This is a genomic window from Ensifer adhaerens (assembly GCF_002940685.1).
In the GTDB taxonomy this organism is placed as follows: Bacteria; Pseudomonadota; Alphaproteobacteria; order Rhizobiales; family Rhizobiaceae; genus Ensifer; species Ensifer adhaerens_E.
On record NZ_PNFP01000004.1, the window covers coordinates 14,876 to 29,530 of the forward strand.

Below are 14,655 nucleotides of genomic sequence, written 5' to 3' on the forward strand. Positions count from 1 at the left end.
TCGTTGTCGGGCGCGCTGGATATTTCAGTGGAGGTTAATTCTGCTTGCGCACTAGCCGACCGTACGGACAGGAACGGCGTTGGGTTCCAGCGCCGGGCTGCCCGCGCGGACGAAGAGCACGTCGACGAGGCGATTGTGCGACCGGTGGGGGATGACGTCGGCAACTTCGAAGCCTTGCTCGGCCATGAAGGCGACAAGTTCCGAAAACCGATAACCGCCTTCAAACCGGCGACGAAGACTGGCTTCGGTAAAGACGAAGTGCGTTTCCCGAAGCGTTTGTACGGCACCTTTGAGGACATCAAGGTCGAAGCCCTCCGTGTCGACTTTCAGCCCAAACGGACCGGAATAGCCTTTGTTCGCCAGAAGCTCGTCAAGCGGCGCGATTTGGATCTCTACGGTTTTTTCCGCTTGTCGCTTCCAGTCCCTGCGCTTCATCAGGCTGGAGGAGGGGCCCTCGAGTGCAAGCGTTGCCGTATCTCTTGCCGCGCCTGCTCCTGACTGGATGTAGTCGAAATCGAGGCCCTTTACGCTCTCGGCGGCCTTTTCCATCGTATCAGGCTGCGGGTCGATCAGGATGAACTTCTTGTCCTTGAAAAGCTCGTAGAACACCGGACTGCCTTGATAGACGCCGATATCGATGAATGTGTTGATCTCAAAGCCATAGCGCTTCAGGTACGCCGCCGAATAGCGCTCCTCGGAAACATGGAAACCCTGTCGCGTCAGCATCGAGGCTGCTGAGCGAAGCGCCCGTTTCAACAGCTTTCCCTTGATCATGGTTCCCTCGGCAATTGCAGTGTCTTGCGGACGAAGCGCCCGGCCAGAACGAACGCGGTGATGGCTTAGATTTTGAGGCAGTTGTCCGGCATGTAGAACACGGACGTCCGCCAGGGGCGACCGTTGACCGGTCCGAAGCCGTCGAAGTCCAGGCGGCGATAGCCGCTGTTGATCAAGAGTTCGTAGCCCTCCTGATACCTCTCGCGTTCGCTGTTGTCCCAGATGATCGCGGATGGCTTCTGTTTCAGGTTCATCGTGGCCTTTGCGCAATTTACGCGATCACGGCCGTCAATGACGACAACGTCGAAAGGGATGTCCTGATGGCGCGTCACCTCGGTGGAGTAGTCTCCTCCCTCCACCAGTTCGCGATAGTTGTAACTGACGTTGGCGGGGGATTGCATCGAAATCAATTCGAACCAGCCACGGTCGTGTTCCACGCTGACCACCGATTTCGCGTTGCGGCTCCACCAAAGGGTGGAATTGCCGCTGCCGTATTCAAATATCCGCAGATCAGCCAGGTGCCTGGTATCAAGAAAGTGCAGCATCGGATAGGTGTACCAGGGGCAGGGCTCGCCATTCGCGGTCATTGGCTTGTGCTGCTTTGCACTCTCCAACCAGCCCATCTGCCGTGCGCTTTCGACGAATTTGGGGAAGAAGTCGCGCGGGATATCCGGGGTTTCCCAAATAAGCAGGTCGAGCTTCTGCTCGATCTTTGGAATGCGGCCGATGAGCTTTGTCGCTTTTACGAAGTTCTTCATCGCCCCCAGCATCATAGTCTCCCTCAGTTGCGGAGATGCTTAATGACTTATATGCGTTGCCAGCGCAAGCCGCGGCGATGAGGATACTCGGAGCATCGAAGCTAGGCACGCAACACGCTTCCGCGCCGAGACGGCCGGCGCCTGCGGCCACGGAACCGTGTCGCCTGCCTTCCATCGATAACCGTCGCTCTTGTTGGTGGAAGCTAGCCCAGGTGTGGCACGAGACGGCGCGAAACTTGTCGTCTGCGCTTCGAAAAACACGCCACAAAAAAACGGGCCGGCGGAACATTTCCGACCGGCCCGTTCCGGCAAAAGGCGGAAAGGGGAACGTCTCTGCGCGGGGCTGCAGCGCCGCGCGTAGGGAGATCGATACGGTCTGATAATGCCCGAAAGGCGATGCGGGAATTGACAAATCCCGCTTGAAATTTGACATTTCCCGCATGCCTTCCGATGGACGTCTACAATCTGTGATCGAAGTTTCCGTCGTCATCCTGCCGGAGTCGTCGATCATGTCGCTCGCCTCGGTGCTTGATCCGATGCGCGCCGCCAACCGCATCTCCGGTCGCGAGGTGTTTCGCTGGCGGCTGCTTTCGGCCGACGGCAAGCCGGTGGTCCTGACCTGTGGTGTGCCGATCGCGGTCGAGGGCATGCTTGGCCAGCCGCTTGCCGGCGACGCACTGCTGGTGATCGGCGGCTTCAACCTGGACCGCCATGCCGGCAAGAAATTCATTGGCGCGTTGCAGGAGTGCTCGCGCCATTTCGACATCGTTGCCGGCATCGAATCGGGCTGCTGGCTGCTCGGGCGCAGCGGCCTGCTCAACGGGCGCAAGGCAACGGCACACTGGGAAGAGCTGGAGGATTTCAGCCAGGCCTTTCCGGAGCTTGCCGTGCTTGGCGATCGCTTCGTCATCGACGGCAAGTTCTGGACATCGGGGGGCGCTTCGCCAACATTCGACATGATGCTGCACTGGATCACGCAGAGGCTGGGGTCTGCCTTGGCACTCGATGTCGCCAGCATCTTCGTCTACGACCAGACACACAATGCAGCCGACGTGCAGCCCTATGTCTCGCTCGGCCGGATCGAGACGCGCGACCCGAAGCTTGCCGAGGCTATCCGCCTGATGGAACGCACGCTGGAGCGTCCCTTGACGGTTGCCGCGCTGACGAAGCGGCTGTCGGTCTCGCAGCGCAAGCTGGAGTCGCTGTTTGCAAGGGGATTGTCGACCAGTCCCGGCGCTTACTACCTTCGCCTCCGCCTTCAGTTCGCCCACCGGTTGGTGCGCGATTCTGCCAGTCCGATCCGGGAGATCGCCCTTCGCAGTGGCTTTGACAGCCTGTCGGCCTTTTCGCGCGCCTATAGCCGCGAGTATGGCATGAGCCCGCTGAAGATGCGCTTGGCACGAAGAGGCGCGGTGGCGTGACAATGGGTTCAGGCCACGTGCGGTTGCTGCAGGCCCGGCTCAAGCGCGAGCCCGTCGTCCCTCGGACCTGGCGATCTGGTCTCAGTGGACGGTTTGCGGCGGTTCGTCGGTAAAGGCCTGGATTCCGTCCCGCTGGACGGTGGCGATGAATTCTTCGAAGGCTTCGCGGTCCGTGGGGAAGGGATCCTCCCAGGTGGTGGAAAAGCCCTCCTCGTCGATGACTTCGAGGGTCCAGTCGCGATTGGTGCCAGCCTGTCGGTAGATCCGCAATTCCACGACGACGCCATCGTCACTGAACTGGCCGGAAAACTCTGAAAATTCGTAGCTCTGCTCTTCGTCAATCATTTCGACAGTGTAACACGCTTGATTGAGGACGTCCTGCCAAGTTCGGCCTCGGCCAGATTTCCTTGAGATTCAGCTGGGCGTGCAGGCGCATTCGATCGTTTCCGCAAAGGATTTGACCGGGTTGCGCCTGTCGCCGTGGAGGATGGGGGCGCCCTTACCGGCAGCGTGCCTCGTACCGGCGCCCGTAGCGATCACGATAGATGCAGTAGCCCTGGCGCTCCTGGGAGCGCCCGATGAGGTTGCCGATAACGCCACCGGCCACCGCGCCGATAGCCGCGCCGCCCCAACTGTCGCTCACCGCGCCCCCGATGATCGCACCGGTACCGGCGCCGATGGCGGTCCCTTTCTCTGTTTGCGTGCAGGACGCAAGCGTACCAATCAATCCAAGCGCAATGACAAGATTTCTCATGCTCTTACCCCTTTGCTCGATACCAATCTCAGCGGTTCAGGATCTTGCATCCTCAGCGTGAAGCTCAGCATCTACGCAACGCGACGAATTGTCGAGTGTGGTGTTTCCTGGAGCGAGGATTCCTTCAGGCAACCACGCCGTGGTCAAGCGGCGCCTTCAACCGGCGACAAGGGCTCGTGGGCAATGGAACGCTTACCAGTAGCTCTGCCGGCCATCGACCGATGATCGGCCCATGACGAAGCCAATCGCAAAAGCCAGGAAGCCGACAGCAAGCGTCAGGCCAGTTGCTGTGTATGGGGGAGCGGCGGCTCCGACGGCCACGGCGTTGGCCTGACGGCTGACAGCTCCGGCGGCAGCCTTTGCGAACTTGCGGGCGCCGGTGGAGGGTTCGGTCGGCCCTCGGGTGAAGCCCGCCTTCAGATCGATCGCCACTTTGTATCTCCCTGTGGTGCTCAAGGAGGGAACTGTCGATTCGGCGGGAGAGTTCCGACACGACACGCCGGTCCTCCCGGACATGTCGTTCACAGCGCCCGTTCCGGTGGCACTTTAATCCGTGTGGGCTAGGTATTCATCGGAGGTTCAGGCTCATTAGCCCAAAGTGATTGCCAGATAGGAGGAGTTACAATGAGAAAGCTCTTGTCCGCCTTCGCAGTGATCGGCTTGGCAGCATCTTTCGCCATGCCGCTGAGCGCTGCTCCGGTTTTCGTACCGAAACCCGAAAACGCACAGGTTAACTCCGTCGAACAGGTCAACCATCGAAGCCATCGTCGCTGGCACGCCGAGCGCCGATGGGACCGTCGGTCGGATAGGCGGCACGCCTGGCGTTCGTGTGGCTACTACGGCCGGTGCTATCCGCGCCAATACGGGTACCATGGCGGCTATCGCGATCGCCGCTATTACGGCTACCGTGACGACTACCGCTACCAGCGTCGATCCGGCGTCACGGTCTATTTCGATTTCTAGCACACGGGTCCCGACTTGCCGTCCGCGGCGGCAGGCCGACGAGATCAATTGCCCGGGCTCCAGGCTGAATGGACGTGGCCTGCTGCCAGCGCCAGCGAGCGCTTGCAGCGACGCGCGGTGTCCGCCAACGGCGCGTCAACCGGGGAAGCAATCGATAGGGGGATGTACATGCTCCTGATCGGGCTCGCGCTCGGAACGCTTGCGGAGATGGCGCTGAAGAAATGAAGCCATCGTATGGCATCGCGTCTTCAGTGCCGCGTGCTTTCGGAGGCAAGCTCGATGTATCTGCCGATCGACCAGAGGTAGGAAACGATCTCCAGCTTCAGGGGATCGCGGTCGCCGTATTTCTCGCCGATACGCTGGGCATCTTTCATAGCCCGCTCGCCCGCATCAACGTCTCCGATGACATACATTTCGTGGCCAACTGCGGTGATGTCGCAGTGCGCCGCGATCATCTCGGCCACGAAATTCGGGATTTCACTCCGGCTCATTGTTCGTCGCTTCTTATCGGCCATCTCATGTACTCCCTTGACCAAGGCTAAGCCAAGCAACGCGGGCCGACAGGCGCACAGATGCCTCCTTAAATTTGAGGGTATGGGGCTTAGTGGACCCCAGAGCGCTACATTGGTGGGGCTGGGCCGCGCTCTGGGATCACTCGCGCCAAGTGCGGTTGACGCGCAACTAGGAATGGCAATGCGTTCGAGATTCGGCAATGCGGGTAGGACCTTTGCCCGACCATGTCGGACCTAAGTCCTATCGGGCGGCTTCTTCCTTGCTATCCAGGATGATCCGCAGGGCACGGATCATGTCCGCAGCGTTGGGCGGCGTATCCTGGTGTGAGAAGGTTTCGGCGGCTATTTCCCCAAGCAGAGACCGGCGGCGACTTCCACTGCGGCAAGGATGTTCGTCGGAGAAGCGAGATTGTAAACTACCGATGAAATGCGCTGGCGATTTATCATGGATCACGTCATCAAACCGATCGCGCGCATGTGCCATGTGCCGCAAACATCGTAAAATTACGACGCATTGTAAGGCCGGAAATTCAGCTCAAAGTGTTGATTTTATTGAGAATTCTATGGTGAGCGCGCAGGGATTCGAACCCTGGACCTACTGATTAAAAGTCAGTTGCTCTACCGGCTGAGCTACGCGCTCCCTGGCCGCGGCCCTGAAGCCCGGCGGAAGTGGGCGGACATATGCACGCGTGTTTCCCCCCGGTCAACCCAAAAATTGCGGGTTTTGTGAAGAAACGGTGCATGGCGCAATGATCGCCAAAAGGTGATTGGTATCATCATGATCCTGCGGCTAAGGAATGGCCCAAATGCCGCATGCCGGAGTTCTTGCCGTTGTCGATCGCCGATATTTCCATCTGGACCGCCGTACTTGCTGGCGCCCTCTCGTTCCTCTCTCCCTGCGTTCTGCCCCTGGTGCCGCCCTATTTGTGCTATATGGCGGGTGTCTCGGTTGATCAGTTCCGCAGCGGTGATGCGGCAACGATCGGCAGTACAAGGCGTGCGGTCCTGCCGGCAGCGCTTCTGTTCACGCTTGGTTTTGCGACCGTCTTCGTGGCGCTTGGGGCCGGCGCCTCGTCGATCGGCATGCTGCTGCGGCAGCATATGGATCTGCTGTCGCGCGTCGGCGGCGTAATCATCATCATCATGGGCCTGCATTTTCTTGGCGTGTTCAAGATCGGGCTGCTCGCGCGCGAGGCCCGCTTCCAGGGGGGCGGCAAGCCGGCGACGCTGTCGGGCGCCTATATCATGGGGCTCGCCTTCGCTTTCGGCTGGACGCCCTGCATCGGCCCGGTGCTCGGCACGATCCTCGGCGTCGCCGCTGCGCGCGATACCGTTTCCGACGGCGCCATGCTGCTCGCGATCTATTCGCTCGGCCTTGCCGTGCCGTTCTGGATCGCGGCTGCGTTTTCCGGCTCCTTCATGCGCTTCCTCTTCCGCTTCCGCAGTCATCTCGGTCTGGTCGAGAAGCTGATGGGCGGGCTGTTGGTGCTTGCGGGCCTTGCCTTCCTCTTCGGCTTCATCAGTTCCGTCGCCATCTGGTTCCAGACGACCTTCCCGATCCTGATGAAAATCGGCTAGGGCATACCCTCGTATTTTAGAATCACTTTTCGCTGGGACTGGCCTAATCGTCTGGCCGGTTCATGCGCTAGGCGTGCGGGCGTCGGCGCGGGACGGTGAAGGATGCGAGGGACAAGATGACGGAAATCGCGGGCCTGGTGCTGCCGTTCTTCGGCCTGATCTTCCTCGGCTATCTGACGGCGCGCTTCGTACAGCATCCGGGCGAGGCGATGGGATGGCTCAACACCTTCATCATCTACCTCGCGCTGCCGGCATTGTTCTTCAAGCTCGTCTCGCGCACGCCGATCGAGCAGCTGGCGCGCGCCGACTTCATCCTGACGACGGTCGGCGCCACCTACATCGTCTTTTCGCTGATTTTCCTCATCGGCGTCTATGTCAGGCGCAACTCCATTGCTGAGGCGACGATCCAGGGTTTTGGTGCGGCTTACGGCAATATCGGCTACATGGGCCCCGGTTTGGCTCTTCTTGCCCTAGGGGATGCGGCCGCCGTGCCGGTGGCGCTGATCTTCAGCTTCGAGAATGCCGCCCATTTTGCCGTGGCGCCTGCAATGATGGCGATATCGGGCGGCCGGCAGGAAAAGCCGCTGGCGCTTGCGGCCAGCGTCGCGCGCAAGATTGTCCTGCACCCGTTCATCCTGGCGACGCTTGCCGGCGTCGTTGCCGCCTTCTTCGCCGTTCAGCCGCCGGTGCCGGTTCAGCGGCTGATCGATTATCTCGCTCAGTGTGCCGCCCCTTGCGCGCTTTTTGCCATGGGCGTGACGCTGGCGCTGAGGCCTATCAAGCGCATTCCCGTCGAGATCGGCTACATCGTGCCGGCGAAACTGCTCTTGCACCCGATGGTCATGTTCACGGCGATGAGCCTGACAGGCAACTACGATCCGGTCTGGGTGCAGACGGCGGTGTTGCTCGCAGCGCTCCCGACGGCAACCAACGTCTTCGTCATCGGCCATCAATATGGCGTCTGGCAGGAGCGGGCCTCGGCGACGATCCTGATCACCACGACGCTTTCGGTGGCGACCGTGACCGGCCTGCTTTACCTGATCCGCTCAGGCGCTCTTCCGCCCGATCTTTTCCCCTAAGCCTTCCTTGAAGGCATTGAGCGCGCTGCCGGGGTGAATGCCTTCGCGCATCAGCAGGCTGCGCAGCGGCCCCACGGCGGAAAGCACGTGCAGCCCGAGCGCCCGCAGCGCCTGCACCGGCAGGAAGCCGGACAGCAGCGAGCGGTTGAGCAGATCGACGCTCGCCGTGCGGCTGATGATGTCAGGCCGGCGGCGGCCGTCGAAGCGGTCACCGATATCGCCGGCAAGCGGCTCTCCGTTGGGGGCGCCGATGATATCGACGAGCGTCATCACATCGCGCAGGCTGAGGTTGAGCCCTTGTGCGCCGATCGGCGGAAAGGCGTGCGCCGCTTCGCCGAGAAGCACGACGCGGCCCTTGCCGAAACGCTGTGCCGTCATGCCAGAGAGCGGGAAGGATTGCGGCGCGCCCTCGACGGTCACCTTGCCGAGGATCGATTGCATCCGGTCTTCGACGGCGCGGGAGAGTGCCGCAAGGTCCAGCGTCAATGTCTCGGCCGCATCGTCGGGTTTGCGCACCCAGACCAGGCTGGAGCGATTGCCAGGCAGGGGCACCTGGGTGAAGGGGCCGCTTTCCGTGTGGAATTCGGTCGAGATGTTCTGATGCGGCAGCTCGTGCGCGAAATTCAGAACGACTGCCGTCTGCGGATAGGACCAGGTGCTGACGGAGATCTTCGCCGCGTCGCGCACCGGCGAGCGACGACCGTCGGCGCCGACGAGGAGATGCGCGCTGCATTGACTGCCGTCGGTAAGCGCGATCGTCGCGACGGTATCCGAAAGGTCGAATCCGGTTGCGGAGGAGGTGATGCGGGTCAGCGTCGGGCTTTCTTCGGCGCGCTGGCGGAGGATATCGATGAAAGGCGCGTTCGGGATGTTGTAACCGAAGGCCTCGAGCCCGACTTCGGAGGCGCGGAAGTTGACCGGCGGGGCGCGCAACAGCCGGTTGGTCCCGTCGAGAATGCGCATGGTCGCAAGCGGTGCGGTCAGCGGCTCGACCTTTTCCCAAAGGTTGAGTTTCTTGAGATATTCGATCGACTGATCCATCAGCGCCGTGGTGCGCCCGTCGGCGACCGCCGGTTCCGGTCCGATCAGGGCTACGCGGTAGCCGGCGTCGGCAAGCGCGATCGCCGCGAGCGATCCGGCGAGCCCGGCCCCGATAATGGCGATGTCGTAGTGATCCATGATGCAACCAACCTTTCACGCAGGCACCGAGGCGTCTTGGTCCAGACCCGATCATACCTCTAGTCGCCGGTGCGCGCGAAATAAATGGGTAGAATCAGCGCAGAAGCAATTTGCAGGTGTCCACAGGACAATGGGGCGAGGGGAGGCTGTAATACTTGAATTTTAGTGGCGATGCGTTGCAAAGGGTGCATATTACGGGCGACGCGCCGCAGAGCGGTCGAGGTGGGCCAAGGCCCGCACGGGGAAAAACAGCAGGGGTGGGCGGCGTCCGCAGATGAAGTTCTTTAACTACAGACGAGTTCCCTACGCCGAGATCCGCGCCTTCTCCGTGCATATCTTGACCGCATCGGGATCGTTTCTGGCCTTTCTCGGCGTGGTGGCTGCGGCCGAGCACCGTTTCGTCGACATGTTCTGGTGGCTGGGGCTGGCGCTGCTCGTCGATGGCATCGACGGACCGATCGCCCGCAAGGTTCGCGTCAAGGAAGTGCTGCCCAACTGGTCGGGCGATACGCTCGACAACGTCATCGACTACGTCACCTACGTGCTGTTGCCGGCCTTTGCGCTCTATCAGAGCGGCATGATCGGCGAGCCCTGGTCCTTTGTGGCCGCTGGCGCGATCGTGGTTTCGAGCGCGATCTATTATGCCGACATGGGCATGAAGACGGACGAGTATTTCTTTTCCGGCTTCCCGGTCGTCTGGAACATGATCGTCTTCACCCTGTTCGTCATCCAGGCCAGTGAGCTGACGGCGTCGATCGTCGTCTTCGTGTCGGTGGTGCTGACCTTCCTGCCGATCAACTTCCTTCACCCGGTCCGCGTCCAGCGCTTGCGGCCGCTGAACCTCGGCATCTTCCTCTTGTGGTCGGCGCTCGGCATCTACGCGTTGCTCCTGCATTTTGCGACGCCGGCATGGGTCGTGACCGGCTTCGTCATCACAGGCATCTATCTCTACGTGATTGGCTTCGTGCTGCAGATTTTCCCGAATCTCGGCCGGAAATAGGAGCAGGCAATGGCACAGGCGATTGTGGTACGCGAACTCGGTGGACCGGAGGTCCTGAAACTCGAAGGCGTGACGCTCTCGCCGCCAGGCCCGGGAGAGGTGCAGATCCGCCAGGCGGCGGTTGGCCTCAATTTCATCGATGTCTATTTCCGCACAGGCCTCTACAAGTCGGCCTCGGGCCTGCCCTTCGTGCCGGGCAAGGAAGGCGCCGGCGTCGTGACGGCGGTGGGTGATGGCGTCAGCCTGTTTTCGGTCGGCGATCGCGTCGCCTATGCCTCGGCCGACGGCGCCTATGCGAGCGAGCGCAACGTCGACGCCGCGCAGCTGGTGAAGGTGCCTGATGGCATCAGCCTGGAGACCGCGGCCGCGATGATGCTGAAGGGCATGACGGCGCAGTATCTGCTCAACCAGACCTATCAGGTGGGCCCGGGCACGACGATCCTGTTCCATGCCGCTGCCGGCGGCGTCGGGCTCATTGCCGGGCAATGGGCCAAGGCGCTTGGCGCGACCGTGATCGGCACCGCCGGATCGCAGGACAAGATCGATCTGGCGCTGGCGCACGGCTACGATCACGTCATCAACTATCGCACCGACAATTTCGTCGCGCGGGTCAAGGAATTGACCGACGGTCGTGGGGTCGATGTCGTCTACGATTCCGTCGGACGTGACACCTATCCGGCGTCGCTGGATTGCATCAAGCCGCGCGGCCTTTGGGTCAGTTTCGGCAATTCGTCCGGTCCGGTGGATGCCTTCAGCATCGGCATCCTCGCGCAGAAGGGATCGCTGTTTGCGACACGCCCGACACTCTTTGGTTATGTTGCCACGCGGCCTGCGCTGGAAGCGTGTGCAAATTCCCTGTTTGATATTGTGCAAAGCAACAAAGTGCGTATCAATATAAATCAGACTTATCCGCTTGCCGATGCGGGGCGAGCGCATACGGATCTCGAGACAAGAAAAACAAGTGGAACAACACTGCTGATTCCGTGATCGAAGCCTTAAGGCGGACGCGGATCAACAGAGGGGAAAGAGGGCAGCGTGCCTGTTGAGGGAGTAGCGGCGAACGGTCATCTCCTGGCTGTGAGCAACCTGACGAAATTGTTTGGCAGCTTCGCGGCCTGCAATGGGATCAATCTGCAGATTGAACGGGGCGAGATTCACGCCCTTCTCGGCGAAAATGGCGCCGGAAAATCGACCCTGGTGAAGATGCTGTTCGGCGTCCTGGCGCCGACGGCGGGTGAGATCCTCTGGCAGGGCCAGAGCGTGCGCATCGCCAATCCTGCCGCCGCGCGCAAGCTCGGCATCGGTATGGTTTTCCAGCATTTCTCGCTGTTCGAGGCGCTGACCGTCGCCGAAAACATCGCGCTGTCGATGGACGCGAACATCTCGCTGGCAAAGGTTGCGGAAGAGGCGTCGCGCCTGTCGCATGCCTACGGCCTGCCGCTCGATCCGAAAGCCCATGTCGCCGATCTTTCGGTCGGCGAGCGCCAGCGTATCGAAATCGTGCGCGCGCTGCTCCAGAACCCGCGCCTCATCATCCTCGACGAGCCGACCTCGGTGCTGACGCCGCAGGAAGCCGACCGCCTGTTCGAAACGCTCTACAAGCTGAAGGCCGAGGGCCGGTCCGTTCTCTATATCAGCCACCGCCTCGAAGAGGTGCAGCGCATCTGCGACCGCGCAACTGTTCTGCGCCACGGCAAGGTGACCGGCGCCTGCGATCCGAAGGCGGAAACCCCATCGTCGCTGGCGCGCATGATGGTCGGAAGCGATGTCGCGGCCGTAACGGCGGAAGGCACCAACGCCAAGGGTCAGGTGCAGTTGGAGGCGCGGCATCTGACCGTGCCGGCCCGCACACCCTTCGCGGTGTCGCTGAAGAACATCTGTCTCAAGGTTCATGCCGGCGAGGTGCTGGCCATTGCCGGCGTCGCCGGCAATGGCCAGGGGGAGCTCTTCGATGCGCTCTCGGGTGAGTATCCCGTTGCCGACGACAATGCCGTGCAGATCCGCCAGAGGCCTGTCGGCACCAGGAACATCAACGCCCGCCGCCTGATGGGCGCGGGCTTCGTTCCGGAAGAGCGTCACGGCCACGCAGCCGTTTCGGCGCTGCCGCTTTCGGACAATCTTGTGCTTGCCCGCAGCCGTTCGGATGCCAAGGCGTTCCTCGGCGGCGGCTTTCTGAAGGTCATCCGTCGCGATGCGGTGACGAGCGCCACGAAACGCATTTCCGAGGCGATGGACGTGCGCAAGAGCGGCGAGGACCCGCCGGCGGGCTCGCTCTCGGGCGGCAATCTGCAGAAGTTCATCGTCGGGCGTGAGCTCGACCGGCAACCAAGCGTACTCGTCGTCAACCAGCCGACCTGGGGGGTGGACGCGGGTGCTGCAAGCCGTATCCGACAGGCGCTGGTCGATCTCGCCAAGGCCGGCTCGGCCGTGCTCGTCATCAGCCAGGATCTCGACGAGATCTTCGAGGTGGCGACGGAAATCGCCGTCATCAGCGACGGTCGGCTCTCCGATCCCTATCCGGCGCAGGAGCTTTCACGCGAAAAGATCGGCCTGTTGATGGGTGGCATGTACGGCAAGACGGAAGGTACGGAGGCCGCACATGCGCATTGAACTCGAAAAGCGCGCCAAGGTATCGACGCTGTTTTCGATCCTGTCGCCATTCATCGCCTTCCTGCTGACGATCGTCTTCGGCGGCATCATGTTCGCGCTGCTCGGCAAGAACCCGGTCATGGCGCTCTACAGCTTCTTCGTCGAGCCCTTGAGCGAGGTCTGGTCGCTGCACGAGCTGGCAATCAAGGCCGCACCCCTGATCCTGATTGCCGTCGGGCTTTCGGTCTGCTTCCGCTCCAACAACTGGAACATCGGCGCCGAGGGCCAGTTCATCATGGGCGCCATCGCCGGCTCGATCCTGCCGGTGGTCTTCTATGACTGGCAGTCGCCGCTGGTGCTGCCGCTGATGATGCTGATGGGCATGCTTGGCGGTGCGCTGTTTGCCGCCATTCCCGCCTTTCTCAAGGCGCATATGAACACCAACGAAATCCTGACGAGCCTGATGCTGGTCTATGTCGCCCAGCTCTTCCTCGACTGGCTGGTGCGCGGGCCCTGGCGCAACCCGGGCGGCATGAACTTCCCGGAGACGCGCACCTTCGCCGTTGATGCGATCCTGCCGGAAATGATCGCCTCGGGCCGGACTCATTGGGGCTTCGCCTTTGCCATCATCGCGGCCGTCCTCGTCTGGTTCATGATGCGCTACACGCTGAAGGGCTTCGAGATTTCCGTTCTCGGCCAGTCCGAGCGGGCAGGGCGCTTTGCCGGTTTCTCGTCGCGACGGATGATCTGGTTCTCGATGCTGCTTTCCGGCGCCTTTGCCGGCCTTGCCGGCATCTCCGAGGTCAGCGGCGCGATCCAGCAGCTGCGCCCGGTCATTTCGCCCGGCTACGGCTTCACCGCCATCATCGTTGCGTTCCTTGGCCGCCTCAATCCTCTCGGCATCGTCGCCGCCGGCCTGGTACTGGCACTCACCTATCTTGGCGGGGAGGCAGCGCAGCTTTCGATCGGCGTTTCCGAAAAGGTCACGCGCGTTTTCCAGGGCCTCTTGCTCTTCTTCGTGCTCTCCTGCGACACGCTCATCCACTATCGCATCAAGCTGATCTTCGACCGCTTGACCGCGACAACCAGCGAGGGGAGCCGCTGATGGGTATCGTCGAAGCGATCCTTCTGAGCGTCATCACCGCCGCAACACCGCTGGTGCTGGCCGCGATCGGCGAGCTGGTGACCGAACGGTCCGGCGTGTTGAACCTGGGCGTCGAGGGCATGATGATCATGGGGGCGGTGTCGGCCTTCGCCATCACCCAGATCACCGGTTCCCCCTATATCGGCATGTTCGCCGGCGTCGCCTGCGGCGCGCTGTTTTCACAGCTTTTCGCCTTCCTCACCCTGACCCTGGTGGCGAACCAGGTGGCGACCGGTCTCGCCCTGACGCTGCTCGGGATCGGCGTTTCGGGCATGATGGGTGAGAGCTTTCTCGGCATGCAGGGCGTCAAGCTGCAGCCGATTGCGATACCGCTTCTTGCGGATATCCCCTATGTCGGGCCGCTGCTGTTTAGGCAGGACATCATCTTCTATCTCTCGGTCGCGATCGTCGCCGGCGTGCACTGGTTCCTGTTCAGGAGCCGCGCCGGCCTCAAGCTCCGCGCCGTCGGCGACAGCCATGCTTCCGCGCACGCGCTCGGCGTCAGCGTCATCCGCACGCGCTATCTCGCCGTCATGTTCGGCGGCGCCTGCGCGGGCCTTGCCGGTGCGCAACTGTCGCTCGTCTACACGCCGCAATGGGTGGAAAACATGTCGGCCGGGCGCGGCTGGATCGCGCTGGCGCTGGTGGTCTTTTCTTCGTGGCGTCCATGGCGGCTGGTGGCCGGCGGCTATCTCTTCGGTGCCGTGTCGATCAGCCAGCTGCATGCGCAGGCCTTCGGCCTCGGCATTCCCTCGCAGCTCCTTTCGTCGCTTCCCTATGTCGCGACGATCGTCGTCCTCATTCTCATTTCGCATAACCGGCGCATGACCCTGATCAATACGCCGGCATCGCTCGGCAAACCGTTTGTGCCGGACCGGTGATTTTCAAGCATTTCATACTGACG

17 protein-coding genes and 1 tRNA gene are annotated in these 14,655 nt (G+C 61.8%); 9 read left to right on the forward strand and 9 right to left on the reverse strand.

The window, feature by feature from the left end; genetic code table 11:
- Window positions 1-51: 51 nt before the first annotated feature.
- Window positions 52-774 (reverse strand): FkbM family methyltransferase, encoded by a 723-nt coding sequence (locus tag C1A35_RS08700; protein ID WP_104663957.1) that lies wholly within the window; start codon window positions 772-774, stop codon window positions 52-54.
- Between the two features lie 65 nt (window positions 775-839).
- Window positions 840-1,544 (reverse strand): FkbM family methyltransferase, encoded by a 705-nt coding sequence (locus tag C1A35_RS08705; RefSeq protein WP_158665026.1) that lies wholly within the window; start codon window positions 1,542-1,544, stop codon window positions 840-842.
- A 428-nt stretch (window positions 1,545-1,972) separates the two neighbouring features.
- Here C1A35_RS08705 and C1A35_RS08710 point away from each other — a divergent pair, with 428 nt between their 5' ends.
- Window positions 1,973-2,953: a GlxA family transcriptional regulator gene (locus tag C1A35_RS08710; RefSeq protein ID WP_104663959.1), complete on the forward strand. Its 981-nt coding sequence runs from the start codon at window positions 1,973-1,975 to the stop codon at window positions 2,951-2,953.
- 81 nt (window positions 2,954-3,034) lie between these two features.
- Here C1A35_RS08710 and C1A35_RS08715 read toward each other — a convergent pair whose 3' ends face one another.
- The 3 genes from C1A35_RS08715 to C1A35_RS08725 all read right to left on the reverse strand — a co-directional run bounded on the left by C1A35_RS08715 (window position 3,035) and on the right by C1A35_RS08725 (window position 4,139).
- Window positions 3,035-3,298, reverse strand: coding sequence for a hypothetical protein (locus C1A35_RS08715; protein WP_104663960.1), 264 nt, complete (start codon window positions 3,296-3,298; stop codon window positions 3,035-3,037).
- Window positions 3,299-3,452: 154 nt separating this feature from the next.
- Window positions 3,453-3,707: a YMGG-like glycine zipper-containing protein gene (locus C1A35_RS08720; protein WP_104663961.1), complete on the reverse strand. Its 255-nt coding sequence runs from the start codon at window positions 3,705-3,707 to the stop codon at window positions 3,453-3,455.
- Window positions 3,708-3,899: 192 nt separating this feature from the next.
- On the reverse strand, window positions 3,900-4,139 hold the full coding sequence (locus tag C1A35_RS08725) for a hypothetical protein (RefSeq protein ID WP_104663962.1): 240 nt from the start codon (window positions 4,137-4,139) through the stop codon (window positions 3,900-3,902).
- Window positions 4,140-4,331: 192 nt separating this feature from the next.
- On the opposite strand from C1A35_RS08725, the gene C1A35_RS08730 reads away from it, so the two are divergent.
- Complete coding sequence (locus C1A35_RS08730; protein ID WP_104663963.1) at window positions 4,332-4,670, forward strand: hypothetical protein; 339 nt, start codon at window positions 4,332-4,334, stop codon at window positions 4,668-4,670.
- 248 nt (window positions 4,671-4,918) lie between these two features.
- Here C1A35_RS08730 and C1A35_RS08735 read toward each other — a convergent pair whose 3' ends face one another.
- The 3 genes from C1A35_RS08735 to C1A35_RS08740 form a co-directional block, all read right to left on the reverse strand.
- Complete coding sequence (locus C1A35_RS08735) at window positions 4,919-5,185, reverse strand: hypothetical protein (protein ID WP_104663964.1); 267 nt, start codon at window positions 5,183-5,185, stop codon at window positions 4,919-4,921.
- A 238-nt stretch (window positions 5,186-5,423) separates the two neighbouring features.
- Window positions 5,424-5,666, reverse strand: a complete 243-nt coding sequence (locus C1A35_RS35855; protein WP_158665027.1) for a hypothetical protein — start codon at window positions 5,664-5,666, stop codon at window positions 5,424-5,426.
- An 80-nt stretch (window positions 5,667-5,746) separates the two neighbouring features.
- Window positions 5,747-5,822, reverse strand: a tRNA-Lys gene (locus C1A35_RS08740).
- Window positions 5,823-6,013: 191 nt separating this feature from the next.
- On the opposite strand from C1A35_RS08740, the gene C1A35_RS08745 reads away from it, so the two are divergent.
- Both C1A35_RS08745 and C1A35_RS08750 read left to right on the forward strand, forming a co-directional pair.
- The gene (locus C1A35_RS08745; protein ID WP_104664349.1) at window positions 6,014-6,760 is read left to right on the forward strand and encodes a cytochrome c biogenesis CcdA family protein; all 747 of its coding nucleotides are present in this window, start codon (window positions 6,014-6,016) and stop codon (window positions 6,758-6,760) included.
- 116 nt (window positions 6,761-6,876) lie between these two features.
- Window positions 6,877-7,839 (forward strand): AEC family transporter, encoded by a 963-nt coding sequence (locus C1A35_RS08750; RefSeq protein WP_104663965.1) that lies wholly within the window; start codon window positions 6,877-6,879, stop codon window positions 7,837-7,839.
- Here C1A35_RS08750 and C1A35_RS08755 read toward each other — a convergent pair.
- Window positions 7,807-9,018 carry a UbiH/UbiF family hydroxylase gene (locus C1A35_RS08755; RefSeq protein ID WP_104663966.1) on the reverse strand — a complete coding sequence of 404 codons (1,212 nt, stop codon included), beginning with the start codon at window positions 9,016-9,018 and terminating at the stop codon, window positions 7,807-7,809. The genes C1A35_RS08750 and C1A35_RS08755 overlap by 33 nt on opposite strands.
- Window positions 9,019-9,292: 274 nt before the next feature.
- On the opposite strand from C1A35_RS08755, the gene pcsA reads away from it, so the two are divergent.
- From pcsA to C1A35_RS08780, 5 genes are read left to right on the forward strand one after another with little or no spacing between them, the layout of a single operon-like run.
- On the forward strand, window positions 9,293-10,018 hold the full coding sequence (pcsA, locus tag C1A35_RS08760) for a phosphatidylcholine synthase (protein WP_104663967.1): 726 nt from the start codon (window positions 9,293-9,295) through the stop codon (window positions 10,016-10,018).
- 9 nt (window positions 10,019-10,027) lie between these two features.
- Complete coding sequence (locus tag C1A35_RS08765) at window positions 10,028-11,005, forward strand: quinone oxidoreductase family protein (RefSeq protein WP_104663968.1); 978 nt, start codon at window positions 10,028-10,030, stop codon at window positions 11,003-11,005.
- 48 nt (window positions 11,006-11,053) lie between these two features.
- On the forward strand, window positions 11,054-12,628 hold the full coding sequence (locus C1A35_RS08770) for an ABC transporter ATP-binding protein (protein ID WP_104663969.1): 1,575 nt from the start codon (window positions 11,054-11,056) through the stop codon (window positions 12,626-12,628).
- Window positions 12,618-13,712 (forward strand): ABC transporter permease, encoded by a 1,095-nt coding sequence (locus C1A35_RS08775; protein ID WP_104663970.1) that lies wholly within the window; start codon window positions 12,618-12,620, stop codon window positions 13,710-13,712. Before C1A35_RS08770 ends, C1A35_RS08775 begins: the two co-directional genes overlap by 11 nt.
- The gene (locus C1A35_RS08780; RefSeq protein ID WP_104663971.1) at window positions 13,712-14,632 is read left to right on the forward strand and encodes an ABC transporter permease; all 921 of its coding nucleotides are present in this window, start codon (window positions 13,712-13,714) and stop codon (window positions 14,630-14,632) included. The genes C1A35_RS08775 and C1A35_RS08780 overlap by 1 nt, the downstream gene beginning before the upstream one ends.
- Window positions 14,633-14,655 lie beyond the last annotated feature (23 nt).

Excerpts from the sequence above, each read along its gene's own strand:
- C1A35_RS08700 (WP_104663957.1), bottom strand. The coding sequence starts at position 774 with ATGATCAAGGGAAAGCTGTTGAAACGGGCGCTTCGCTCAGCAGCCTCG.
- C1A35_RS08705 (WP_158665026.1), bottom strand. The coding sequence starts at position 1,544 with ATGCTGGGGGCGATGAAGAACTTCGTAAAAGCGACAAAGCTCATCGGC.
- C1A35_RS08710 (WP_104663959.1), top strand. The coding sequence starts at position 1,973 with ATGCCTTCCGATGGACGTCTACAATCTGTGATCGAAGTTTCCGTCGTC.
- C1A35_RS08715 (WP_104663960.1), bottom strand. The coding sequence starts at position 3,298 with ATGATTGACGAAGAGCAGAGCTACGAATTTTCAGAGTTTTCCGGCCAG.
- C1A35_RS08720 (WP_104663961.1), bottom strand. The coding sequence starts at position 3,707 with ATGAGAAATCTTGTCATTGCGCTTGGATTGATTGGTACGCTTGCGTCC.
- C1A35_RS08730 (WP_104663963.1), top strand. The coding sequence starts at position 4,332 with ATGAGAAAGCTCTTGTCCGCCTTCGCAGTGATCGGCTTGGCAGCATCT.
- C1A35_RS08735 (WP_104663964.1), bottom strand. The coding sequence starts at position 5,185 with ATGGCCGATAAGAAGCGACGAACAATGAGCCGGAGTGAAATCCCGAAT.
- C1A35_RS35855 (WP_158665027.1), bottom strand. The coding sequence starts at position 5,666 with ATGGCACATGCGCGCGATCGGTTTGATGACGTGATCCATGATAAATCG.
- C1A35_RS08750 (WP_104663965.1), top strand. The coding sequence starts at position 6,877 with ATGACGGAAATCGCGGGCCTGGTGCTGCCGTTCTTCGGCCTGATCTTC.
- C1A35_RS08755 (WP_104663966.1), bottom strand. The coding sequence starts at position 9,018 with ATGGATCACTACGACATCGCCATTATCGGGGCCGGGCTCGCCGGATCG.
- pcsA (WP_104663967.1), top strand. The coding sequence starts at position 9,293 with ATGAAGTTCTTTAACTACAGACGAGTTCCCTACGCCGAGATCCGCGCC.
- C1A35_RS08765 (WP_104663968.1), top strand. The coding sequence starts at position 10,028 with ATGGCACAGGCGATTGTGGTACGCGAACTCGGTGGACCGGAGGTCCTG.
- C1A35_RS08775 (WP_104663970.1), top strand. The coding sequence starts at position 12,618 with ATGCGCATTGAACTCGAAAAGCGCGCCAAGGTATCGACGCTGTTTTCG.
- C1A35_RS08780 (WP_104663971.1), top strand. The coding sequence starts at position 13,712 with ATGGGTATCGTCGAAGCGATCCTTCTGAGCGTCATCACCGCCGCAACA.